The 22783-nt window shown below is 66.5% G+C and carries 21 protein-coding genes and 2 tRNA genes; 14 read left to right on the top strand and 9 right to left on the bottom strand.

Features of this window, described 5'->3' with window-relative positions:
* From AB0C34_RS30475 to AB0C34_RS30485, 3 genes are all read left to right on the top strand, one after another.
* Positions 1-1576 (top strand): NAD-glutamate dehydrogenase domain-containing protein (locus AB0C34_RS30475; RefSeq protein WP_357080576.1); only part of this gene is annotated, 1576 nt, incomplete at its 5' end.
* A gap of 26 nt (positions 1577-1602) precedes the next feature.
* Positions 1603-2037: a thioesterase family protein gene (locus AB0C34_RS30480; RefSeq protein WP_357080658.1), complete on the top strand. Its 435-nt coding sequence runs from the start codon at positions 1603-1605 to the stop codon at positions 2035-2037.
* Between the two features lie 48 nt (positions 2038-2085).
* On the top strand, positions 2086-2751 hold the full coding sequence (locus AB0C34_RS30485) for a hypothetical protein (RefSeq protein WP_357080579.1): 666 nt from the start codon (positions 2086-2088) through the stop codon (positions 2749-2751).
* A 545-nt stretch (positions 2752-3296) separates the two neighbouring features.
* Here the strand turns inward: AB0C34_RS30485 and AB0C34_RS30490 are convergent.
* On the bottom strand, positions 3297-4001 hold the full coding sequence (locus tag AB0C34_RS30490) for an HNH endonuclease (RefSeq protein WP_357080582.1): 705 nt from the start codon (positions 3999-4001) through the stop codon (positions 3297-3299).
* 232 nt (positions 4002-4233) lie between these two features.
* Here AB0C34_RS30490 and AB0C34_RS30495 point away from each other — a divergent pair, with 232 nt between their 5' ends.
* The 4 genes from AB0C34_RS30495 (at position 4234) to AB0C34_RS30510 (ending at position 7315) form a co-directional block, all read left to right on the top strand.
* Complete coding sequence (locus AB0C34_RS30495; RefSeq protein WP_357080585.1) at positions 4234-4638, top strand: globin; 405 nt, start codon at positions 4234-4236, stop codon at positions 4636-4638.
* A gap of 221 nt (positions 4639-4859) precedes the next feature.
* Entirely contained in the window at positions 4860-6461 is a 1602-nt protein-coding gene (locus tag AB0C34_RS30500) for an alpha-amylase family glycosyl hydrolase (RefSeq protein ID WP_357080588.1), read from the top strand.
* 121 nt (positions 6462-6582) lie between these two features.
* Entirely contained in the window at positions 6583-6864 is a 282-nt protein-coding gene (locus AB0C34_RS30505) for a hypothetical protein (protein WP_357080591.1), read from the top strand.
* Positions 6851-7315, top strand: coding sequence for a DUF5130 domain-containing protein (locus AB0C34_RS30510; RefSeq protein ID WP_357080594.1), 465 nt, complete (start codon positions 6851-6853; stop codon positions 7313-7315). Before AB0C34_RS30505 ends, AB0C34_RS30510 begins: the two co-directional genes overlap by 14 nt.
* 97 nt (positions 7316-7412) lie before the next feature.
* Here AB0C34_RS30510 and pepN read toward each other — a convergent pair whose 3' ends face one another.
* Entirely contained in the window at positions 7413-9995 is a 2583-nt protein-coding gene (gene pepN / locus AB0C34_RS30515; RefSeq protein ID WP_357080597.1) for an aminopeptidase N, read from the bottom strand.
* Between the two features lie 227 nt (positions 9996-10222).
* Here pepN and AB0C34_RS30520 point away from each other — a divergent pair, with 227 nt between their 5' ends.
* On the top strand, positions 10223-11059 hold the full coding sequence (locus AB0C34_RS30520) for a phosphoribosylaminoimidazolesuccinocarboxamide synthase (protein WP_357080600.1): 837 nt from the start codon (positions 10223-10225) through the stop codon (positions 11057-11059).
* A 6-nt stretch (positions 11060-11065) separates the two neighbouring features.
* On the opposite strand, the gene AB0C34_RS30525 is transcribed toward AB0C34_RS30520, so the two are convergent.
* The 3 genes from AB0C34_RS30525 to AB0C34_RS30535 all read right to left on the bottom strand — a co-directional run bounded on the left by AB0C34_RS30525 (position 11066) and on the right by AB0C34_RS30535 (position 14589).
* Positions 11066-12844, bottom strand: a complete 1779-nt coding sequence (locus AB0C34_RS30525) for a DUF6596 domain-containing protein (protein ID WP_357080603.1) — start codon at positions 12842-12844, stop codon at positions 11066-11068.
* Complete coding sequence (locus AB0C34_RS30530; RefSeq protein ID WP_357080606.1) at positions 12841-13242, bottom strand: YciI family protein; 402 nt, start codon at positions 13240-13242, stop codon at positions 12841-12843. The genes AB0C34_RS30525 and AB0C34_RS30530 overlap by 4 nt, the downstream gene beginning before the upstream one ends.
* 114 nt (positions 13243-13356) lie before the next feature.
* A complete protein-coding gene (locus AB0C34_RS30535; RefSeq protein WP_357080608.1) occupies positions 13357-14589 on the bottom strand; it encodes an FAD-dependent oxidoreductase in 1233 nt (410 codons plus the stop codon).
* 177 nt (positions 14590-14766) lie between these two features.
* Here AB0C34_RS30535 and AB0C34_RS30540 point away from each other — a divergent pair, with 177 nt between their 5' ends.
* Positions 14767-15411 carry a disulfide bond formation protein DsbA gene (locus AB0C34_RS30540; protein ID WP_357080611.1) on the top strand — a complete coding sequence of 215 codons (645 nt, stop codon included), beginning with the start codon at positions 14767-14769 and terminating at the stop codon, positions 15409-15411.
* Positions 15412-15453: 42 nt separating this feature from the next.
* On the opposite strand, the gene AB0C34_RS30545 is transcribed toward AB0C34_RS30540, so the two are convergent.
* Complete coding sequence (locus AB0C34_RS30545) at positions 15454-16320, bottom strand: M48 family metallopeptidase (protein WP_357080661.1); 867 nt, start codon at positions 16318-16320, stop codon at positions 15454-15456.
* A gap of 427 nt (positions 16321-16747) precedes the next feature.
* Between AB0C34_RS30545 and AB0C34_RS30550 the strand changes: the two genes are divergently transcribed.
* Positions 16748-17221 carry a ribose-5-phosphate isomerase gene (locus tag AB0C34_RS30550; protein ID WP_357080614.1) on the top strand — a complete coding sequence of 158 codons (474 nt, stop codon included), beginning with the start codon at positions 16748-16750 and terminating at the stop codon, positions 17219-17221.
* Between the two features lie 20 nt (positions 17222-17241).
* Positions 17242-18054 (top strand): DNA-formamidopyrimidine glycosylase family protein, encoded by an 813-nt coding sequence (locus tag AB0C34_RS30555; protein ID WP_357080617.1) that lies wholly within the window; start codon positions 17242-17244, stop codon positions 18052-18054.
* Between the two features lie 74 nt (positions 18055-18128).
* Here AB0C34_RS30555 and AB0C34_RS30560 read toward each other — a convergent pair whose 3' ends face one another.
* A complete protein-coding gene (locus AB0C34_RS30560) occupies positions 18129-19079 on the bottom strand; it encodes a GGDEF domain-containing protein (protein WP_357080620.1) in 951 nt (316 codons plus the stop codon).
* A 261-nt stretch (positions 19080-19340) separates the two neighbouring features.
* Positions 19341-19805, bottom strand: a complete 465-nt coding sequence (locus tag AB0C34_RS30565; protein ID WP_357080623.1) for a hypothetical protein — start codon at positions 19803-19805, stop codon at positions 19341-19343.
* 322 nt (positions 19806-20127) lie between these two features.
* Here AB0C34_RS30565 and AB0C34_RS30570 point away from each other — a divergent pair.
* Together AB0C34_RS30570 and AB0C34_RS30575 are read left to right on the top strand one after the other, a co-directional pair.
* Positions 20128-20201, top strand: a tRNA-Gly gene (locus tag AB0C34_RS30570).
* A gap of 43 nt (positions 20202-20244) precedes the next feature.
* Positions 20245-20318, top strand: a tRNA-Pro gene (locus AB0C34_RS30575).
* A gap of 979 nt (positions 20319-21297) precedes the next feature.
* Here AB0C34_RS30575 and AB0C34_RS30580 read toward each other — a convergent pair.
* Complete coding sequence (locus AB0C34_RS30580) at positions 21298-22014, bottom strand: MerR family transcriptional regulator (protein WP_357080626.1); 717 nt, start codon at positions 22012-22014, stop codon at positions 21298-21300.
* 511 nt (positions 22015-22525) lie between these two features.
* Between AB0C34_RS30580 and AB0C34_RS30585 the strand changes: the two genes are divergently transcribed.
* Positions 22526-22735 (top strand): hypothetical protein, encoded by a 210-nt coding sequence (locus AB0C34_RS30585; RefSeq protein WP_357080629.1) that lies wholly within the window; start codon positions 22526-22528, stop codon positions 22733-22735.
* Positions 22736-22783: the final 48 nt, after the last annotated feature.

Below are 22783 nucleotides of genomic sequence, written 5' to 3' on the forward strand. Positions count from 1 at the left end.
TCTGTTCTGGAATGGCGGCATCGGTACTTATGTGAAGGCGAGTTCCGAGACCAATGCCGATGTCGGCGACAAGTCCAACGACGCGGTGCGGGTGAACGCGGACCAATTGCGGGTCAAGGTGATCGGCGAAGGCGGAAACCTGGGTGCCACGGCGTTGGGGCGGATCGAGTTCTGCCGTAACGGCGGCAAGATGAATACCGACGCGTTGGACAACTCCGCGGGTGTGGACTGCTCCGATCACGAGGTCAACATCAAGATCCTGCTGGATGCGGTGGTCTCCAGTGAGGAACTCGCGGTTGCCGACCGCAACCCGCTGCTCGCCTCGATGACCGACGAAGTCGCACAGATGGTGCTGCAGGACAACGTGTCGCAGAACTTCCTGATGGGACTCTCGCGCACCGACGCGCCGGAGATGCTGAACGTGCACATGCGACTCATCGATGAACTGGAGGAGCGCCGCAGCCTGGACCGCGAGCTCGAGGCGCTGCCCTCGGAGCAGGAGATGAAGCGCAGGCTGGACGAGGGCGGGGGGTTGGTGTCGCCGGAGTTGGCGAATCTGATGGCGCATGTGAAGCTGTCGCTCAAGGCCGATCTGCTCGATTCCGACCTGCCGGATAGTCAGCACTTCGCCGCCCGGCTGCCCGCGTACTTCCCCACGCCGCTGCGTGAGCGGTTCGGCACGGCGATCAAGAAGCACCGCCTGCACAGCGAGATCGTCACCACCATGGTCGTGAACGAGATGGTGGACTACGGCGGCATCACCTACGCACATCGGTTGACCGAGGAGATCGGCGCCACCGCCACCGACGCGGTACGCGCGTTCGCCGCGGCGAGCGAAATCTTCGACTTGCACTCGATGTGGGCGCGGATCCGCGAATGCGATGCGCCCACCCCGGTGCGCGATCTGCTCGAACTGGAGACCAAGCGGACGCTGGACCGGGCGTCGCGCTGGTTCCTGAGCAACCGGCCGCAGCCGCTCGCGGTCGGTGCGGAGATCAACCGGTACAGCACCGATGTGCGCGAACTCGCGCCGAAGGTGCCGGGCTGGCTGCGCGGACACCACGTGTCGATTCTCACCGACCAGTCCGCCGAACTGATCGCCCGTGGCGCGCCGACCGACCTGGCCACCGAGGTGTTCGGCCTGCTCAATCTCTTCCCACTGCTGGACGTCGTGGACATCGCCGACATCACAGACCGGGACGGCGACGAGGTCGGCGCGTTGTACTACGCACTGAACGACCACCTCAAGATCGACTGGCTGTTGGAGGCGGTCAGCCACCTCGAGCGCGGGGACCGCTGGCACTCGCTGGCCAGGCTCGCGCTCCGCGACGATATGTACGGATCACTCCGCTCGCTCACTCTCGACGTGCTCTCCGGCGGCGACCCCGAGGAGACCCCGGACGAGAAGATTGCATACTGGGAGTCGAAGAACCAGTCCCGCCTCGGCCGAGCCAGAGCGGCACTGTCGGAATTGTTCGAGTCCGGAACCCACGATCTCGCCACGCTGTCGGTTGCAGCGCGGCAAGTGCGGAGCATGGTGAGCGGGGTGGGCGCCCAATCGGAGGTACCACGTTGACCAGTTCGTCGCACGCAGACGCCAAGGTGCACAGCAGCCTGTTGTTGCCTAGGCGTTTTCACGCCAAGGTAGACGTCAGGTGGTCGGACATGGATGTGTTCCAGCACGTTAACCACGCCAGGATGGTGACACTGCTGGAGGAGGCGCGGATCCCGTGGCTGTTCGAGGACGGCCGCCCGACCGCTTCGCTACGCGAGGGCTGCGTACTCGCCGATCTGCGGGTCCGCTACCGCGGCCAACTGCGGCACGAGGACACGCCACTGGATATCGCCATGTGGATCGAGCAGTTGCGCGCGGTCGACTTCACCATCGGCTACGAGGTGCGCGCCGCTGGCGCGGCTCCGGACTCGCACGCCTCAGTGGTTGCGTCCACCCAGATCGCGGCGTTCGATATGCGGGCGCAGCGTCTGCGACGGCTCACCGACGCCGAGCGCGACTACCTGTCCGAGTGGATGGAATGAGTGATCGCGCGCCGGTGATTGTCGAGAAGTGACGGCAGAGCAACCGTGATGGCAGAACAACGAGTGCTGCGGGTATCCGACCCGACGGAGCGGGAGAATCTCGCGACGTTCCTGAGCAGAGCCGTGCGGCTGGACCCGGCGGTGGTGGTGCGTCTGCGCCGCCGTGGGGAGCGCTACATCTCGGCCTGGGTGGCAACGGGTTTCGAGGCATTGGCAACACGCACCGTGGTCGCCGAGCTCGGCGTCGACGATGTGACCGCCGGCGCCGACCTGGTACTGGCCGGGCTGTCGACCGGAAGCCCGATCGATCTCGGGTATTCGATGGACTCTTCCTGGCGCGGTGCGTTGCCGCCCTCAGGTGGCTTCGCGCACATCGAGGACGTACCCGCGCGCACCTTGGTGGAGCTCGCCGAGCAGGGTGCGCGGTTGGCGAAGGAACACGGCAGCGGTCACGGGCCGCCCGCGTCGTTGCTCGACCAAACCGTGCTGACCGTGTCCGGCGCCGACACCCAGGTTCCGGTGCCCATGCGTATCGTCTTCGCGCTCACCGCCATGGACTTCATCCCGCATTCGGGGGAGAAGACCGACCCGAGCCGTATTCCGCCCGCTGAGATCGTCCGCGTCCGAGCCAGCCGGACCTGGCTGCGGTTGGACGCCCGCTACGGCTCGGTCGCCCGCCGCCTCGGTGGCGGTATCCCGCTGCTGCCGCACTGATGTCGTTGTGTCTCACCGATGTCAGCTGGACCCGAATTCGGCGAACCGCATCGACATCGCGGTAGCGCACAGCGTACGACGGTGTGACACAGGTACGACGGCGATGCACGAAACATGGTGGCGGTCAGCGCGATCACCGTAGTGCGGTGTCGGCGAACTCGTCAGTAGCACTAGGGGGCGCCCGAGCGATTGATGAGGTGGGCGGCGCCGTCGACAGGAGGGGAGGGCGTCGCCCACAAGCGTGAGCCGCGAAAGCGTGTTTCAGGACGGACGGCTCAGCACGCCGCGAGCAGGTGGAGCAGTGCTGTCGTCGCTGTGGTCGCGAGGATCACCACCAGGATGGTTGCTGCTTCGTGGTGAACCAGCGGCCGACGAAAACTCCTGCGGAAACGGCAAATCAGGCCGAGGGGCGTGCGCTGGTCAGCCCGGTCGAGGCGCCCGTCGACCTACAACCTCTCCCGGCGACCAGCCGGATATGTTCGAGGCTCGGGCGTCGCCGACATGGGTAACTCTGGTGATCGAATCGCCGGAGCCGGCGGTCGAGGTCAGGCCGCGCCTTCACCGAGGTACTGCAACCAGACCGGATCGAGGTCCGTGGTGGTGGACAGCAGGCGCCAGTGCGGACCTTTCGGCGAGACCAGTGCGGACCGCAATGTCCAGCCCAACTCGACCAGCAGCTTGTCGGCCTTGCGATGGTTGCAGGGCGCGCAGCTGGCCACGCAGTTCTCCCAGGAATGTTCCCCGCCTCGGCTGCGTGGAATGACATGGTCGATGGTCTCGGCCTTGCCGCCGCAGTAGCCACACCGATAGCGGTCCCGGTGCATGAGAGCGGCGCGGGTCATCGGAACTCTGGCCCGGTACGGCACATGCACATAGTTGCGCAGGCGGATCACCGAGGGAATGGCGACAGATGCTTCGGCGGAGTGGACCACCGGCCCTTCGGCACTCTGATGGACGGCGTCGGCTTTGTCGCAGATGAGCAGAACGACCGCGCGGCGCGCGGACAAGGCGGTGAGCGGCTCGTAGGTGGCGTTCAACAGCAGCACCCTGGACTTGAGCCAACTCGTGTTCTCGGCGGGTGGTGCGGTGGGGTGGGACGCATGGTCGTGATGGCCATGATGTCCGCCCGATCGATGGTCGGACAAGATATGCAGCGGAGTAGCCCCCGACCCACGATTGTGGACGTCGGCGGGCTGGAGTTGTCGGTACGCTCGCGCCTCGTGTGATCTGGCGCTGTGCCGCTGCTTCATCTCGACCTCAATTTCATGATTGGCAGGATCATGTGGTATCTGCGGCGCAGAGACTGTCACCCAGTGGACCATGGAACGACGACAAGTGCACGGTGATTTTCGACAATGTCCGGTTAACTGTGGCTGAAGAGCTGTTCAGCCGCGACATTCGCCGCGGCGAGTGGCGGCTGAGCGGCCAGCGAGTGGTGCGGGCACAATGGGCTGTGGCGCATTCGGCGAATCGAGAGGGTCTATGAGTTCGGGCGAGCAGACATCGACGTCGTTTTACGAGGCAGTCGGCGGGGCGGAGACGTTCGGGCGGATCCTGGCGGCGTTCTACCGCGAGGTCGCGGCGGACGAGGTGCTGCGTCCGCTTTATCCGGAGGAAGATCTCGGCCCCGCCGAGCGTCGGCTGCGCATGTTCCTCGAACAGTATTGGGGCGGACCACGCACCTACTCCGACGAGCGCGGACATCCGCGCCTGCGCATGCGGCACCTGCCGTTCACGATCGGGCCGATCGAGCGGGACGCGTGGCTGCGCTGTATGCGGATCGCGGTCGCGGAGATCGAGCCGGAAGTCCTCGACGACGAGCACCGCAAAGCGTTGCTCGACTACCTGGAGATGGCGGCCAACTCTCTGATCAACGCTCCGTTCTGACCGCGGCGCCACGGAACGCCGGGCCGGGAGCGATGGTTCGATGGCGCTGCGGTGGCGGTGAATTCGCCAGCGAACCATCGGTGACCCGGCATTTCGGGGCGAGAGGTGCGGCAGCATCGAGGTTTTCGGCTGACGAGCGAAAACGCTGACCATTTGCCCGTGGCCGAGGACACCGCGTCGCCTAGCGGTTTTTGCCAGAAAACTTTGGCACTATTGCCCGTGTGACTGATGCACCAGCCGTAGCGGCGCCGGTGGATCGCACCACCCACCCGTGGTGGCGGTCGGCCGTTTTCTACCAGGTTTACCCCAGATCCTTCGCGGACTCGAACGAGGACGGGGTCGGTGACCTTCGTGGCGTCCGGGACAAACTCGGCTACCTCGAACTGCTGGGCGTCAACGCGCTGTGGGTGTGCCCGGTGATGCGTTCGCCGATGGCCGACGGTGGCTACGACGTTGCCGATCCGCGCGACATCGACGAGCTCTTCGGCGGTCTCACCGCGATGGATGATCTGATCGCGGAGGCGCACTCTCGGCAGATCAAGGTCACGATGGACTTGGTGCCCAACCACACCAGTGACCAGCACCCGTGGTTTCGCGAGGCGTTGGCCGCCGCCTCAGGTAGTCGGGAACGTGACCGCTACATCTTCCAAGACGGTCGCGGACCTGACGGCGCCGAACCGCCGAACAACTGGCCGAGTATCTTCGGCGGCCCCGCGTGGACCAGGATCACCGAACCGGACGGCACGCCCGGCCAGTGGTACCTGCACCTCTTCGCGCGCGAACAACCGGATCTGAATTGGGACAATCCCGAGGTCGCCGCCGATTTCGAGCAGACTCTTCGGTTCTGGCTCGATCGCGGGGTCGACGGCTTCCGGCTCGATGTCGCCCACGGCATGGCGAAACCCGACGGCCTGCCCGACTTGCCCGCGGTAGCGTCCGGCCTGTTCGCGCTCGACGACGACGATGTGCGATTCAACAATCCCGCCGTGCACGACATCCACCGTCGTATCCGCAAGGTAGTCGACGAATACCCGGATGCGGTGACCATCGGCGAGGTGTGGGTGACCGACAACACTCGCTTCGGCGAGTACGTGCGCGCCGACGAACTACACCTGGCCTTCAATTTCCGCCTTGCCGAGGCCTCGTTCACCGCGCCGGCGGTACGCGACGCGATCGACAACTCGCTGGCCGCCGTCGGACCGGTCTTCGCCGCCCCCACCTGGACGCTGTCCAATCACGACATCGAACGTGAGGTCACACGGTACGGCGGTGGGGCGGTCGGGGTGGCGCGGGCGCGGGCGATGATCCTGCTCGAGCTCGCGCTTCCCGGAGCGGTGTTCATCTACAACGGCGCCGAGTTGGGGTTGCCGAACGTCGATGACCTGCCCGATGCGGTGTTACAGGACCCGGTGTGGGAGCGGTCCGGGCACACCGAACGCGGCCGCGACGGCTGCCGGGTGCCGCTACCGTGGGAGGGCGCCGCACCGCCGTTCGGGTTCACTACGGGAAGTCCTTGGCTGCCCATCCCGCCGGAGTGGGCCGAGCTGACCGTCGAGGCGCAGCTCGAGGAACTCGGCTCGACCTTGTCGCTGTATCGCATGGCGATGGAACTGCGTGCGGTTCGGCCGGAATTCGATGGCGACCGGATCGAGTGGTACGGCAGCCCGGCGGGCTGCCTCGCCTTCCGCCGTCCTGGGGGACTGGTCTGTGTGCTCAACGCCTCGGATACTCCGACGTCGTTGCCACCGGGAGATGTGCTGCTGGCCAGCGCGCTGCCGGAAGGAGGCCAATTGCCGCCGAACGCGGCAGCCTGGCTGGTCTGAGTCAGAAGCTTCCCTAGGCTGAGAATTGAATGACCTGGTCCCACACGTCGTGTTCGGCGTAAAAACCGTGACGGTGCGACCAGACGGAGAACTACTACACACGATCGTCTACCGTTGGTCCGTGAGCATTCTCGAGACAGTGCTGATCTTCGTCGGCATCCCGCTGGTGATCTACGGCGTGATCGCCGGATTGTCGTTTCTCGGTAAGCCACTCCCTGGTGAGAAGCCGGTGCACTTCGATCTCGGTCAGAAGTGGACCCAGCCGCCGGTGCTGTGGAGTGCCACCGACGAGGTGATCGGCTCCGGTCACCACCACATCGCAGAGACATCGCATGAGCATCATGCGGCTATCGAGTCCACCGAGGTGGAGCTGATCGGAGGCCGGGCAAGTGGCAAGTTCTAAGTGGCCGGCGGTCGTCGAGGCCGATCTTCCGCACGGATACGCGATCACCAGCAGCGGGCGTGTCTCGGGCGTGCACGAGGCGGGCGATGTTTTCAAGGAAGCCCCGTTCCGCGATACCGAGCGCCTCCTGATCGACAACGTGCTCACCGAGGCGACCCGGGCGACCAAGGTGCGCTTCACCATCTACGTCGGGGATCTGGGCGCCGACCCGGCCGCGGGCGCGGACGCGCTCTTCCCGACCACGCCTGAGGCGGCGCGCTCGGTGCTCATCGCCGTCTCGCCCAACGAGAAGGCCATCGAGGTGCGGTCGGGACGAGAGGTCGCCGATCGCGCGAACGACCGTGTCTGCCAGCTCGGCGTCACGGCCGCCTCGAGTTCGTTCCGGCAGGGCCAACTGATCGATGGCCTCGTCTCCGCCGTCCGCGTGATGGCCGCCGCTATCGGGCGGTAGGTTCTCCCCGCGCTCACCAGTCGCACCCATGCAGTTTCGTGGTGGGTATACAGACCGGCGCGTCCACCCGTTCAGCACGGTGGACGCGCCGGTCTGGTTATGACTGTGCGTCGAAGGTGCGGGCGCGTAGCGATCGTTCGATTCCCGCCTTGCCCTCGCTGACCAGTCGGCGCAGCGCCGGAGGGCGGTCGCCGGCGAGGAACTTGTCCGCGATGGCGATCGCGTCTTCGCTGATCGCCCAGTGTGGGTAGAGTCCGACCACTACGGTCTGGGCGACCTCGCTGGAACGGCGCGCCCAGACGCCGGGCACCTCCGCGAAATAGCGCTCGACATAATCACTGAGCAACTCGCCTTGTCCAGCGGGTGCGAAGCCGCCGACGATAGAGCGTGTCGTGATGTTGGACATCGAGTCGTCGGTCATCACGGTGGTCCATGCTTGTTCCTTCACCTCGGCCATCGGCCTGGCCGCGGCCGCGGCGGCTGCCTGGCGATTGCCCGCAGCGGTCGGGTCGTTGGCCAGCTCCTGATCGATGACCGGAGTGGCGAGGCCGTCGGCGTCGATCTCGCCTGCCGCCGCGAGCGCGGCAACAACGCGCCAGCGCAGATCGGTGTCGACAACCAGACCGCTCAGCCCGATCTTCGCCGGATCGCCATCGAGCAACTCGCGTAGCACCTCGGTGTGCCAGGCCGACAGCTTCGCGCCGGTGAGGGCGTTCACGAAGGCCAGTTGGTGATCCGAGCCCGGTTCGGATTCGCGGGCCAACTCCAGCATCCGGTTCGCGTAGTCCGGCCAGCCGATGGTCGTCGCCCACTCCGGGTCAGCGTAGTTGCCGAGTGCGGTGTTGGCCTGCATCAGGAGTCGTTGCACCACGCCGATCTCGGTTTCGGCGCCGACGCCGCGCTGGACCAGGGCGATGAAATCGCGGGCACGGAACTCGGCCTGTCGGGTCATTTCCCATGCCGCCGACCAGGCCAGCGTACGAGGGAGCGGCTCGGCGATGTCGGCGATGCGGTTGACGAGCACCTCGAGCGAGTCGGCGTCCAGTCGCACCGAGCAGTAGGTGAGGTCCTCATCGTTGAGCAGCACGAACCGGCCGCGTGGCACGCCGACCAGTTCGGGAACCTCGGTGCGTTCGGCGGCATCGAGGTCGAGCTCGATGCGCTTGGTGCGCACCAGTTTTTCCTCCTCGTCGTCGTAGACGCCGATGGCGAGACGATGCACCCGCTGCTCGCCGGCCCCCGGTTGCGCGCCGTCCTGTACGACGGTGAACGAGGTGAAGTGACCGTCGGCGTCCACCTCGAACTCCGGGCGCAGGATGTTCAGGCCGGTGGTCTTGAGCCACTGCGCACCCCAGTCCGACAGGTCGCGCCCAGACGATTTCTCCAGCGCGGACAGCAGGTCGTCGAAGGTGGCGTTGCTGTAGGCGTGGTCGGCGAAATACGCGCGCAGACCGGCCAGGAACGGTTCGAGGCCCACGTACGCGACGAGCTGCTTCAGCACGCTGGCGCCCTTGGCGTAGGTGATGCCGTCGAAGTTCACCTCGACCGCCTCGAGATCGGGGATGTCCGCGGCGATCGGATGGGTCGAGGGCAGCTGATCTTGACGGTAGGCCCAGGACTTCTCCACGTTCGCGAAGGTGGTCCAGGCGTTGGTGTATTCGGTGGCCTCGGACATGCACAGCACCGAGGCGAAGGTGGCGAACGATTCGTTGAGCCACAGGTCGTCCCACCACTTCATGGTGACCAGGTCGCCGAACCACATGTGTGCCAGCTCATGCAGCACAGTCTCCGCGCGACGCTCGTAGGACGCCCTGGTCACTTTGGAGCGAAAGACATAGTCCTCCAGGAACGTCACCGCGCCCGCGTTCTCCATCGCGCCTGCGTTGAATTCGGGGACGAACAGCTGGTCGTATTTGCCGAACGCGTACGGGACGCCGAAATGCCCATGGTAGAAGCCGAATCCCTGCTTGGTCTCGGTGAACAGGCGCTCGGCGTCCATGTGTTCGGCCAGGGAGGCGCGGCAGTAGATGCCCAGTGGGACGTCGCCGTGCTCGTCGGTGTAGACGTCGGTCCATCGCGCGTACGGGCCGGCGATCACCGCGACCAGGTAGGTGCTCATCTTCGGGGTGGTGCGGAAGACGTGTTTGCCCGGCTCCGGGGCGAGGGTTTCGACCACCGCATTGTTGGAGACGACCTGCCAGTCGACGGGCGCGGTGACCGTGATGTCGAAGGTGGCCTTCAGGTCGGGCTGATCGAAGCAGGCGAACATCCGTTTCGCGTCGGCGGTCTCGAACTGCGAATAGAGGTACACGGCGTCGTCGGTCGGATCGATGAACCGGTGCAGGCCCTCACCGGTGTGCGAGTACTCGCAGTCGGCCTCGACCACCAGCTCGTTGCGCTCGGACAGATCGGTCAGCGTGATCCCGGTCGACTCGTCGTAGTCGGCGAGGTCCAGCGCGATTCCGTTGAGCACTGCTGAGCGCACACCGCGCGCCATGAGGTCGATGTATGTGCTCGCGCCCTGCGCCGCGGCGAAGGTGACCGTACTCCGAGAGAAGAAGGTCTGTTCACTGGGTTTGCCCGCCCCGTCGGTCAGGTCGAGTTCGACACGGTAGTTCTCGACCGACACCGTGGCGGCGCGTTCGATCGCCTGGTCACGAGTGAGGTTGGGTGCGGACATAAGGCTCCTTCGTAGTCGAAGAACTGGCACGGGTGCACCGCACGATGCCGCCGCGATGCGGCCACCCGCGCGGGACTATCCACCAACCCTAGTAGCTACCGAGCCACGCGGGTCGTGCGTGCGTGCCGACCGCGGGGCATGCGGACGGCATGGCTTCCTCGACCACGGCGCAGCGGTATTGTGCCTGGTGCAGTGCAGGTTCACCACACGGATTCGGAGGCTCGACGTTGAAGCATGTGCACGCCGGGAAGGTGCGTGACCTGTACGAGGACGGCGACACACTGTTGCTGGTCGCCTCCGATCGGGTGTCGGTGTATGACGTCGTGCTGCCGACGCCGATACCGGAGAAGGGTGCGCTACTGACGCAGTTGTCGAACTGGTGGTTCGAGTACTTCACCGACGTGCCCAATCATGTGGTCTCCGCCATCGACGTGCCCGCCGAGTTCGCAGGCCGCGGTATCCGGGTCAAGCCGCTGAAGATGGTGCAGGTCGAATGCATCGCCCGTGGCTACCTGACCGGTTCGGGGCTCGTCGAGTATCGGCGAACGGGCTCGGTGTCCGGGGTCGCGCTGCCGACGGGTTTGCGCGAGGGGGACAAGCTGCCCGAGCCTATTTTCACACCGACCACCAAGGCGTCGCAGGGGCACGACGAGTCGATCACGTTCGCGGACGTGGTGAACCAGGAAGGCCGTGAGGTCGCCGAGCGGCTGCGCGAGCTGACCTTGCAGATCTACGCGCGCGGCGCGGCGCACGCCGCCGAGCGCGGTGTCATCGTCGCCGATACCAAGATCGAATTAGGTTGGGACGGCGATGTCCTCACCCTCGGTGACGAGGTACTGACTTCGGACTCCTCGCGTTTCTGGCCCGCCGACGAGTGGGAGCCGGGCCGGGCCCAACGTTCGTTCGACAAGCAGTTCGTCCGTGACTGGTCGACCTCCACCGGGTGGGACAAGGAATCTCCTGGACCGGAGATCCCCGCCGAGGTCGTCGCCGCGACGCGCGAGAAATACGTGCAGGCCTACGAACTCATCACGGGCCGGGGATGGACGGGCGTACCGCGGTAGCGGCCGTCAATCCGTCAGGTGCGCGGTCAACCGGTCGAGATAGGGGCGTTGGCCCGCGCTCAACTTTTCTCGAGCGGTGGTCGTGTCGAACCACGCGGCGCGGTCGATCTCCGGGAACTCGGCGATCGTGCCCGAGCGGGGCGGCCACTCCAGCTCGAAGGTTCCCGGCACCACGTCGGCAGGGTCGAGATCGCCCTCGACAGCCCAGACGGTGAGGCACTTGCTTTTCGTGCCGCTGCCGTAGCGCACCCCACCCAGCGGAATCCAGTCGCCGTCGGGGACAGGCAGACCGAGTTCCTCGGTGAATTCGCGACCGGCGGCGGCGCGCGCGTCTTCCGAGTCCGGCTCGTACTCGCCCTTGGGAATGGACCAGGCGCTCAGGTCCTTTCGTGCCCAGAACGGCCCACCCATATGCCCGATCAGCACCTCGACCTCGCGGCCCGAGGTTCGGCGGAACAGCAGGACTCCTGCGCTGTGTTTGGCTGCCACACGCGTAGTCTGCCCGCGTCCGGGCCGGTCGGCTGCCGTGCCCCGGTCGTGTCCGTGTCGGCGCAGTCCAGCGGCGCGCACGGTCAGGTAATCGCGTTCGGGCCAGCTGGTGGTGCGAGCAGCGGCGGCCGTATAACAGGTGACGGCGGCAGCGAAATCGCCCGCCATCTCATGGAGGTGGCCGAGGACCGCGTCGAGCCGGTGATTGCCCGCCAGCCGCTCGTCGAGTGTCGCGGCCACCACGAGACCTGCTGACGGCCCGGACACCATCGCACTGGCCACCGCGCGACTGAGAGTCACCATCGGGTTGTCGGAAAGCTGCTCGAGCCGGGTGTACATCGCGAGGATCGTTGTCCAGTCGGTGTCCTCGGCGCACCCAGCCTGTGCGTGCAGCACCGCGATGATCGCCTGGATCTGGTAGGGCCCGCGCAAACCACCGGTCAGCGTGCCGGTGGTCAGCGTGGTCCCCTCGATGATCAGCTCGCGATCCCAGAGCGCACGGTTCTGTTCGGCCAAGGGGATGAGTTCGCCGTGCGCACTGGTGCGCGCTGCCCGCCGGGCGTCGGTGAGCAACATCAGCGCGAGCAAGCTGGTGACTTCGGCGTCACCCGGCAGTAACCGGTGCACCGCCCTGGTCAGTCTGATCGCTTCGCCGGAGAGGTCCGTGCGGTGCAATGACGAGCCGGAGCCGGCGGTGTGGCCCTCACTGAAGATCAGGTACAGCACGTGCAGGACCGCGCCGAGCCGCGCGTGCCACTGCGCGTCGCCGGGCTGGACGAACGGACGGTCCACCGCGGCCAGCTTCTTCTTCGCGCGCGTGATCCGCTGTGCCATGGTCGCTTCCGGCAGCAGGAACGCGCGTGCGATCTGCTCGGTAGTGAGCCCGCCGACCGCACGTAGGGTGAGCGCAATGGCGCTGGCCTGCGACAACGCGGGGTGACAGCACAGGAACAGCATGGCGAGCGAGTCGTCCTGGTCGCGTGCGGCGATGTCGGCCACCTCGCGAGCGAAAGCGGTCGTCTCCCTGCGCCGCCGCGCCACCTCCGCGCGGACCACGTCGGCCATCCGCCGCTGCGCCACCTGGATCAGCCAGGCGCGTGGATTGTCCGGCAGACCTTCGTGCGGCCATTGTGTCGCGGCCGCCAGCATCGCCTCCTGCAGCACGTCTTCGGCGGTGTCGAAATCGCCGAACCGGCGGACGAGCGTTCCGAGGACCTGCGGCGCCAGCGTGCGCAGCAGGTCCTCGGTGCTCGCCGGGAGCGGTGTGTCGTCGGGCACCGCACGCCGGTCGCTCACTGCTCGGTGGCGGGGGCGCCCATCACCGCGCGGACTTCGATGTACTCGCCGATCGGTTTGCCGCCCGGGCCTGGAGCGGCGGAGGCCTGCGCGGCGATCGCGTAGGCCCGCTCGGCGCTGTCCACATCGACGAGCAAGTACCCGGCCAAGAACTCCTTGGTCTCCGGGAACGGCCCGTCGGTGACCACTGGCGCCGACCGCCCGTCCGAGCTGACCACCCGTGCCTCGGTCGGCCCGGCCAGACCCTGCGCGTCGACCAGCTCGCCCGACTCGGCCAGCTGCGCACCGAGCGCGCGCTGGAAGTCTATGTGCGCTCGGATCTCTTCCGGTGACCATTCGGTCATCGGAGTGTCGCAGTATGCGGTGGGCGCGTAGGTCTTCAGCAGCATGTACTTCATGGTTCGTCTCCTCGACTACGGCTGGGGGTCGGTCGCAGCACCGTGTGGCGTGCTCGTGCTGAGGTCGGAGCCCTTCGCAGTGATTCGACGTTGTCGCCCGAGAAGTGACTCACCTCACAGTGGCGTCGTGGTGTCGGCGAGGCGATCCGGGTCGACCGGCTCGCCCGCGAGGATCAGCTCCTTGATTCGATCGGTCACATCCCACACATTCACGTTCATCCCGGCGAGCACCCGATTGTCCGCGTCGAGCCAGAACGCGACGAACTCGCGCGCGGTCAAATCGCCGCGCACGACGACCCGGGCGTACTCGCCAGGTGCCGTGTACCCGGTGTACTCCATCCCGAGGTCGTACTGGTCAGTGAAGAAATAGGGCAGCCGGTCGTAGGTGGCGGGTTTGCCGAGCATGGTCGCGGCAGCGACGGCCGGCTGGTTGAGCGCGTTCGCCCAGTGCTCCACTCGGATCCGCCGGCCGAGGAGCGGGTGCTGCTGCGCGGCGATATCGCCGACCGCGACGATGTCCGGGTCGCTGGTGGCCAGGTGTTCATCGACGAGCACGCCGCCATCCACCGCCATCCCTGCCTCCGCGGCCAATTCGATGTTCGGTCGCGCGCCCACCGCTACCAGCACGGCGTCGGCCTCGATCGTACTGCCGTCCTGGAGCCGGATCCCGTCGGCGACCGTGCCCCCGATGCCGTCTCGGGTGGTGATCTCGGCGACCTGCGCGCCGAACCGGAAATCGACACCGTGCGATCGGTGCAGGTCGGCGAACACCTGCGCCATCTCCGGGCCGAGCACGGCGAGCAACGGCAGGTCGCCCTGCTCGAGTACGGTCACCTCGACACCCGCTGCTCGGGCCACCGCGGCGACCTCGAGGCCGATCCAGCCTGCCCCGATGATCGCGATTCTGCGTGCGCTCTCGAACAACTCGATCAGCGAGTCGGAGTCCTCGATGTAGCGCAGCGTGTACACATTGGGCGCATCCGAGCCGGGAATCGGCAGGCTGCGCGGCGTGGACCCGGTAGCGAGAGCGAGCTTGTCGTAGTTCACCGTCGAACCGTCCGGCAAGGTGACTGTCTTCGCTGAGGTGTCCAACCCGGTGACCGTGGTGCCGAGGCGGACTTCGATATGGTGGTCGCGATACCACGTGGCGGGATCGACGGTGAATTCGCTGAGCGCCTGCTTACCCGAGAGATGGTCCTTCGACAGCGGCGGGCGCTCGTAAGGGAGCCGGTCCTCGGCGCCGATCAGCGTTACGGTGCCGTCGAAGTCGTTGTCCCGCAATGCTTCCGCAAGTTTGGCTGCGGCGAGCCCGCCGCCGACGATAACGAAATGTCGATCAGAACTCATAGCGGACTCCTTCTCTGAAGAAAACCGGACTCCCGGCGATCAACCCTACTGGCCGACGCGCGGACGCCTCGGGAAAACCGACGCGCCAGGTGGGAACGAATCGTGCCCCACCGTGGTTGGTCGATATGACGGGGCGGTGCGCCGCCACCCGAGGATGCGATCGAGAGGAAGCCGCCCGTGACCGATAAAGCCACCAAGGACGTCGCTGATTTCTGGTTCGACCCACTATGCCCCTGGTGTTGGATCACCTCCCGCTGGATCCTCGAGGTCGAGCAGGTCAGGGATATCGAGGCCCGATTCCACGTGATGAGCCTTTCGGTGCTCAACGAGGGCAGGGACAATCTGCCGCCGCAATATCAGGAGTTGCTCGCCACTGGCTGGGGCCCGGTCCGCGTCGTCATCGCCGCCGCGCAGCAGCACGGTGACAAGGTGGTGTTGCCGCTCTACACCGCCATGGGTACGCGCATCCACAATCGGCGCGCCGAATACGAGCGGGAAGACCGCAAGGAGACCCTCGCCGCGGTGATCGCCGACGCACTCGCCGAGGTCGGCCTGCCCGCCGAACTCGCCGCGGCGGCCGAAAGCACCGACTACGACGAGGCGCTGCGCGCAAGCCACCACGAGGGCATGGACAAGGTGGGACCGGACGTCGGTACCCCCACCATCCATATCAACGGAACCGCGTTCTTCGGCCCGGTGCTGTCCCGGATCCCGCGTGGCGAGGACGCGGGCAAGGTCTGGGACGGCGCCGTCGCACTGGCGTCCTACCCGCACTTCTTCGAGCTGAAGCGGACCAGGACCGAGGACCCGTCGTTCGACTGAGCCCCGGCGTGCGAGTGCCGCCGTGCGCGGCACTCGCCCCGATTATGCGACGGGCTTCGGCGGACTCGCCGGAACCCGGCCATAGGCGGTCGGATAGCCGCCCGGCGGGGGAGTGGCGGCGCCCGCCGGTGGGCTGGGTCGCCAGAACAATTTGCCGTGCCTGCTGCGGTCACGTAGCGCCCACATCCGCCAGGTGAGCACCGGGTGGCTGGACAGGGCGTTGACCGCCCAGACGAAGAACCCCTTCTCCATCGCCGCCCGATCGGCCATTTCGTCGAAGCCGACCAATGTGTTCAGATACTTGCCCCCGGCCAGTGTGCCCATCGCCGCGGGTGCGCCGGTGTGTCGGTGACAGTAGCCGTGGTTGTCGGCCGTGTACTCCTGCGAACGGATCAGCGAACTTCCGACGACCGGAAGGAACGGCACGAGGAACATGCCCAACTGCCGCCAGTACGACGTGTGCCCCGCCGCGATGTGGCCGACCTCGTGGCCGATGATGAACGCCAGGGCGTCGGGTTCGCGAGCGGCGCCGCCGATCTCGAACAGGTCGCTGTACACCACGACGTAGCGACGGAATCCGTGCCCGCTGGCGAACGCGTTGATCTGGCCATTGCCGAGCACTACATACGCGTCCGGCACTTTCGGCATGCCGAAGCGGGCGGCAGCCTCCACCACGAGCTGATATCCCTCGGGGAACTGGGTCGGTGACATCTTCACCCCGTTCACCCGCTGCGTCGCGTAGTTGACGCCGCGGCCGAACCACAACAGCAGCGGGGCCGCCGCGAAGGCGATCACGTACTGGTCGAAGTTGCCGGTCGCCAGCAGCAGTAGCGCGATCAGATACGCGAGCACGGTGAGCACGATCACGAGGACGAGCAACGGAATCTCCCAGCTGTGCCTGGCGGGCATGCCGAACGGCGCGAGACCGCGCGGCTGCACCTGCGGGGGGACTCCCGGCGGGACGGGCGCGCCGGGGTAGCGGCCGTACTGATAGGGCGCCGCGGGATACGAATCCGGTGGGGCGGCAGGGTACGAGGTCGCAGGGTAGGGCTGGCCGTAGGGTGCGACAGGCGCGTCCTGCGCATGCGCCCACCCGGCCTGCTGGGTATACGGGTCGGCCTGCCGGCCCGCGGGGTGCTGCGGCTGGGGTTCGTACGGCTGCATGGGATGAACTCTATTCAGTTACCGAAAGTACGGGTGGTGCCGCTGACCTGTTCGCGCTGTGGCTGCGAACACAACTGGGAGATCGTTCGATCCGGGCAGACGGCCTACGAGTGTCGATCGAGGGGTGTGCCCTGTCGCCAGCCTGCCGCGGCGGCCTGACACAATGCCTGCCATGCGCGTATACCTGGGTGCCGACCATGCCGGTTTCGATCTGAAGAATCACGTCAAGGCCCATCTGGAGCAGGCGGGTCACGACGTTGTCGACTGCGGCGCGCTCGAATACGACCCGCTCGATGACTACCCCGCCTTCTGCATCGAGGCGGCCCGCCGTACCGTCGCCGATCCGGGCAGTCTCGGCCTGGTGTTCGGCGGCAGCGGAAATGGCGAGCAGATCGCCGCGAACAAGGTGCCCGGTGCCCGCTGTGCACTGGCCTGGAGCGTCGAGACCGCGAAACTGGCTCGCGAGCACAACAATGCGCAGTTGATCGGCATCGGCGGCCGCATGCACTCCACCGAGGAGGCGCTGGCCATCGTGGACGCATTCCTCGCGACCGCGTGGTCGGACGAGGAGCGCCACCAGCGGCGCATCGACATCCTCGCCGAGTACGAGAAGAGTGGTGTCGCACCCGCGGTACCCGCGTACTGAGCACGCCGCGGTAACCGGCTGTGCCGGAAGGGCATACGCTGCACCGCCTCGCGCGGCTGCATCAGCGCCGCCTCGCGGGCGGTGTGGTGCGGGTATCGAGCCCGCAGGGCAAGTTCGCCACGGGCGCGGCCAGGGTGGACGGCCGGGTGCTGATCAAGGCCGAGGCGTGGGGCAAACATCTACTCCATCATTACGACTCGGGTCTGGTCGTGCACGTGCACTTGGGTCTCTACGGCAAGTTCACCGAGTCGGAACTGCCGATGGGCGAGCCGATAGGGCAGGTCCGGATGCGGATGATCGGGATGCTGGACGGGCAGCCGGGCTTCGGCACCGATCTGCGCGGGCCGACCGCATGCGAGATTCTGCTCGCGCCGGAGGTATCCGCGCTCACCGATCGGCTCGGCCCGGATCCGCTGCGTCGCGGTGCCGACCCGGATCGCGCGTGGCAGCGCATCCGCCGTTCGCGCAGGCCGATCGGCGCGCTGCTGATGGACCAGCGGGTGGTCGCCGGCGTCGGCAACGTCTACCGCGCAGAACTACTATTCCGGCACCAGGTTTCGCCGCACCGGCCAGGCACCGCGCTATCGGCCGACGAATGGGTGTCCATGTGGGCCGATCTGGTCGCGCTGATGCGCGTGGGGGTGCGCGTCGGGAAGATGGTCGTGGTACGACCCGAGCACGATCACGGCGACCCGTCGTACGCGCCCGACCGTCCTCGCACCTACGTCTACCGCCGTCAGGGCGCGCCGTGTCGGCTGTGCGGTACACCGGTCGCCCACCGGATCATGGAGGCGCGAAACCTGTTCTGGTGCCCCACCTGCCAGCCTGGCTGACCCGACCGGAATCGTCCGGTGCCTCGCGCGCCTGAGTTTCTGGCGCGGCGACCCGCGGACCTGCGCGTATCGTGTCAGCCCGCGACCGCTGTGTCGATCTCCGGCTCGTCGTCCAAGGCGAACCGTCGCCCGCCCGCGGTCTTCGCGGAGTACATAGCACGGTCGGCGCGGCGGAGCAGATCGGTGAAATCGCATGGGCTGCCCGGCGGGTTGTACGCCGTCCCGACGCTGGCCGATATCGGCACTGGACCCGCCGAAGACCAGACCGGATCCCGCAGCGCGGCCACGATCCGGTGTGCGAGATCGCCGAGTGTGTTCCGATGGGGGTTGATCGCCAGTACGAATTCGTCCCCGCCGTACCGGCAGATCACCGTGCCCGGCGCGCAGGTCTCGCGCAGCCGGTTGGCCAACTCGACCAGCACCTCGTCGCCGATCGCGTGGCCATAGCCGTCATTGATCTGTTTGAACCGGTCCAGGTCGATCAGCAGCAGCCCGACGCCGCGGGTCGGGTCGGCGGCCATCAGTCGCACCCTGTCCTGTAGCAGCGTCCGATTGGCCAGGTCGGTGAGCGCGTCGTGCGTTGCCTCATGTCGCAGCCGATGCTGCAGGGCAGCGATCTCCTGCACCCGCAGCGAAACCTTGGCCGAGAGATTCTGCTCCTGCTGCGCGAGTGCCCGCTCTTGCAGCGCTTGCGCGTAACTGTCGATGGCCTGGCTCGCGACCAGCGGCCAACGCGTGGCCACCAGTGAACCCGGAGTTCCGGATGGAAAGCCGAGCAGCCACCGCGTGGCCTGCGCGAGCATTCGGATCCGGTCGAACGGCGCCTCGGCGAGCCTGGCCCCGAGCATCCGTGCCTCGGGCACCGGGAACGGCTCGGACCCGGCCAGCGTGAGCAGTCGTTCGACGATTTCGATCAGTACCGATTCCAGCTGTTGGGGTGTCGCGCCCGAGCCTGGCTCGGCGCACACGGCACAAGCCCATGCTCGGGCCATGGCTGCGACCGGGGGCTCGATGTTTGTCGACATCGAACTCACCCGGTGTGGGAGACGTCGGTACGAAGGTGCCGTGTGCTGGCACGGCTGCCGATGTCACGACGATCGTTCGCACTGCTACGCGGTTGTGTCCACCTGGTTCGGCGCACGTTCACCGCCCCCTTTCCAGATACCCCCCGTCCGGCAAAAAGGATCCTAGCAAGCCACTCGACATCGAAAAGGTCCATTCTGCAACGTGTTCTCGATCCCTCGCAAATGGCGATCGGGTATGTGATCGCTCCGATCGTGTCGGTGTTACACATCGAGTCCGTTAGCTGCGAAATCGCGTTCCGACTCGCTGGCGACACGCTGAGCGGCGGGTGGTGCGCGGGTATCGGGCCTGGACGCCGGACTGTCGGGCGTCGCGCGGGCGTCGGTCCTCGCACGCGCGGCCATCGTCATCCTGGTCCGGCCATGTGGCGGCGCCGCGATAGTCCAGGCGTCGGCGTCACTGAGGTAGTGGACGATGGCCGCAGGCGGATTCGCCTCGGCCGGAGGCCGCGATTCGCGCTTCGCCTGCTGCGCCGGCGCTTCGGCGACCTGCGGTGACCGGTGCATCGGCGGCGTGGTCGTAGCCGCCGGCGGGGCCGGTGTGGTGGTGGTTGCGTAGGGGATCGCCGACGGAGCGCGAAAGGGTATCGGCAGCCGCGCCGAGGCCGTGCCGATGCCGCCCGCGGCGCAGCACGCGCCGACCGTTACGGCTGGTCGTGCGGTCCCCATCGGAAGTCCTCCTGCGCGACACCGGGGCGTGACCGGTGACCGCTTGGTGGGCTACGACGGCCCGTGGTGGGTGTCGTCACGCCCAGTCCATGTTTCACTTTCGGCGCCCGACGCGCCAGGGTTTCGAGGAATAATCTCCGCTAAATTTCGCCGATCTGCCCACGTGGCCGGCGTGGTCGCTGGTCGGCCCCAGGCTCGGACGCCCATCGCTTCAGGCCGATGAGTTCTCGCGGCGTGGGGGCGGATTGGCATTTTGGAAGCCGGGTTCGGTAGAGTCGGTTCGCATACGACATCGTGGCGATCCCATCGGTGTCGTATGTATGCGGGTGTAGTTCAATGGTAGAACCTCAGCCTTCCAAGCTGATGGTGCGGGTTCGATTCCCGTCACCCGCTCCACGGAGCATTCATCCTCGTCGGTGGTCCGCTGCCGCGAGGGCAACGGGGTGTAGCGCAGCTTGGTAGCGCATCCGCTTTGGGAGCGGAGGGTCGCAGGTTCAAATCCTGTCACCCCGACAGTATTTCCAAACCTCCGGCCCAGGCCAGAGGCTGTGCAGAGTTGGTCGCAGCGTGGGGTGTGCACCATGGCGATGTGCTTCGCTGCGATGTGAGCGTGTTCGGTGCAGATACACTGCGACGCTCCAGCGGCCCGACCGGATCAGGGACGTTCTCCGACGGATCGGCTCCGGGGCGGACGTGCTTGCGTTCCGCGCTGTTCCAGCGGGCGTTGCGCGTCGAACCGGTGGGCCCGCGAGCCTGTACGGGTTGTTCTGCGCATTGCTGTGCGGCTGTTCGTCGACCGCGTCTGTGCTGGAGCTGGAATGTTCAGCGCCGGAGTCGTAGTGATCCGACGCCGGCGACAGACCGGTCGGGAGGGCTCGCGCGACCGGGGCTCGATATCGTCGAGGCGATGACCGTGGGCTGCGCGCTCTCGAAGTTCAGTGTGCGAGCGAGAAACTGTGCACTCACTGTTACTGCCTCTTCGGTCGGGATCCGTATGCGTACGTGTGTGCAGGCGTGTGCGTAGCGGCCGGATCAGCGTGCTCGTCGCCCGCGGGAAGCGTCGAACGATTGCTCGTGGGTGGCGTTTGTGCCACTTGGCAACCTTTTGGCATAGCCCTGCGCCAGCAGGGTTTGCTGGGTCGCCGGTCATTGAGTCGCCACTTGTGGTTGGGGGCGCAAGGCATTCGGCTGAACCATCGGGTGAACAGAGTGAAAGAACGCGACGAGTCTGCGCGAACGAGTCTGTCTGCGTAAGTATTCGACGGCCGTGGGCAGAAATGGTGCGTATCCGAATCGCGACAGACTCGTTCGCGGCAGGCTGGCCGAGTTGTGTGTGGGACGCGGTGGCGCCGAGGAGGGGTCGCGCAACCGGTGGCGTCGAGGACACCTGCCGACGCGCCCGAGTTGCCCGTCGGTCCGGGAGACAGGGGGTGACGCTGAACGTGTTCGCTGATCGACGCCGGAAACGGCCCCGACGGGATCCCTTACATCGTCACCGTTCGATGGCGGATTGCGGGCCGGGCACCGCGGGCGGTGGCAGCTCGGAGTGCCGGGCGAAAGCCTGGTCGATCAATTCGGAGGCCGCGCGGGTGACGATCAATTGGGCGATCGCCAGATCGGTCTCCAGTTTGGCGCGATCCCGCGGCGTACGCGGCGATTCCTCGTACGCCTGTCCGGCCAAGCGGTAGAAGAGCTCGGTGGCGAAGCGGTCGGCGATGCGGTCGCAGTCGGCCCTGAGTCGCTCGACCAAGCGGAAGGTGTCGTGCGCGGGCAGGCCGGTGTCGTTGAGCCGGGTCGCCAGATCGCAGCAGCGCGGGTTCGTGAGCCGGTAGGCCTCGAGCGGATCCTCGCTGCTGGCCAGTGCCTGTTTCGCGTAGTCCGGCAGCTCGGGGTAATCGTCTACTTGTTCGGCGTTCGCCGCCAGCTCCGCCGCGGTGCTGTTCGCGTGCTTCACGCCGAGAACATCCGCGAGTCCGTCGCCGCGGTCCCAGGCTTCGAGCAGCTCACGGATTCCGTTGAGCTTCATACCCCGCCCCAGTAGGCGGCTGATGGTCTGCAGCCGGTTGAGGTGGTCCGACCCGTAATACCCGATCCGCCCGCGCACCTCTGGCGAGGGCAGTAGCCCACGCTCGTGGTACACGCGAACGCTGCGCACGGTGGTGTCGGCTGCCCGTGCCAGTTCGTCGATCGTGAATTCGTCTGCAGCCATGTTTAAAAGGAAACCATAGTCGGGCCTTCGTGGAAAATGGGCCGTTTCATAACGTGCCGTTAAAAGACGGTAGCTGGGTGTTGCTGCAAGGTCAATGAGCCGTTACGCAGCGGTACAAGAGGTTGTGTCCTGGGCAACAGTGAGCTACCGTGCGTAGACCAGCTTATCGCGGCTGGGTTCCGGGGACTGTTGAGCAGCCCTGATGACCGTCCGATCCATGGGACACGCACCTGTTTCAGGCGTGCCCTCGGCATCCCCGGAGATGGCTATGAGCATTACGCGAACCCTTCCGATGGACACGGGATCTCTTGCGACAGCGAAGGTCTCGTCGATTCCGGCAAAGTCGAACCAGCGCCCACCTTGCGCCGATGTCCCAGACAACTGGGACATGGACACCGGAAGTCCGGATGCCTGGCGGTCAGCGGTACGCACCTGCGAGAGTTGCCCTCTACTCGTGCAGTGCAGCCAACTCGCTCAAACGCTCACAGCTCGTGGCGATGGTCCTCGCGCGATGATCTGGGCAGGCGTTGCCTACGACAACTCGGGCGGCGTCATCGAGAACCTGGACCGCCACCGTGCCGCGCCGATCGACCACAAACGCCCGATGCGCATCATCCGCAATGGCCCGCGACCGTTGCGCACCGTATCGACCCTCCCCGCGCCGCGCAGGCACATCGTGCTCGGTCAGCCGCTGAAACCGACCGGAACCGACGGTCTGTGACTATGCTGCATGCACATTTCGATGTCGGATCTCTGCTTGGTGGTGTGT

The organism is Nocardia sp. NPDC049220, from assembly GCF_040647855.1.
GTDB lineage: Bacteria > Actinomycetota > Actinomycetes > Mycobacteriales > Mycobacteriaceae > Nocardia.

Excerpts from the sequence above, each read along its gene's own strand:
- AB0C34_RS30560 (WP_357080620.1), bottom strand. The coding sequence starts at position 19,079 with ATGTCGACAAACATCGAGCCCCCGGTCGCAGCCATGGCCCGAGCATGG.
- AB0C34_RS30565 (WP_357080623.1), bottom strand. The coding sequence starts at position 19,805 with ATGGGGACCGCACGACCAGCCGTAACGGTCGGCGCGTGCTGCGCCGCG.
- AB0C34_RS30580 (WP_357080626.1), bottom strand. The coding sequence starts at position 22,014 with ATGGCTGCAGACGAATTCACGATCGACGAACTGGCACGGGCAGCCGAC.
- pepN (WP_357080597.1), bottom strand. The coding sequence starts at position 9,995 with ATGTCCGCACCCAACCTCACTCGTGACCAGGCGATCGAACGCGCCGCC.
- AB0C34_RS30485 (WP_357080579.1), top strand. The coding sequence starts at position 2,086 with ATGGCAGAACAACGAGTGCTGCGGGTATCCGACCCGACGGAGCGGGAG.
- AB0C34_RS30585 (WP_357080629.1), top strand. The coding sequence starts at position 22,526 with ATGATCTGGGCAGGCGTTGCCTACGACAACTCGGGCGGCGTCATCGAG.
- AB0C34_RS30550 (WP_357080614.1), top strand. The coding sequence starts at position 16,748 with ATGCGCGTATACCTGGGTGCCGACCATGCCGGTTTCGATCTGAAGAAT.
- AB0C34_RS30495 (WP_357080585.1), top strand. The coding sequence starts at position 4,234 with ATGAGTTCGGGCGAGCAGACATCGACGTCGTTTTACGAGGCAGTCGGC.
- AB0C34_RS30545 (WP_357080661.1), bottom strand. The coding sequence starts at position 16,320 with ATGCCCGCCAGGCACAGCTGGGAGATTCCGTTGCTCGTCCTCGTGATC.
- AB0C34_RS30490 (WP_357080582.1), bottom strand. The coding sequence starts at position 4,001 with ATGAAGCAGCGGCACAGCGCCAGATCACACGAGGCGCGAGCGTACCGA.
- AB0C34_RS30535 (WP_357080608.1), bottom strand. The coding sequence starts at position 14,589 with ATGAGTTCTGATCGACATTTCGTTATCGTCGGCGGCGGGCTCGCCGCA.
- AB0C34_RS30530 (WP_357080606.1), bottom strand. The coding sequence starts at position 13,242 with ATGAAGTACATGCTGCTGAAGACCTACGCGCCCACCGCATACTGCGAC.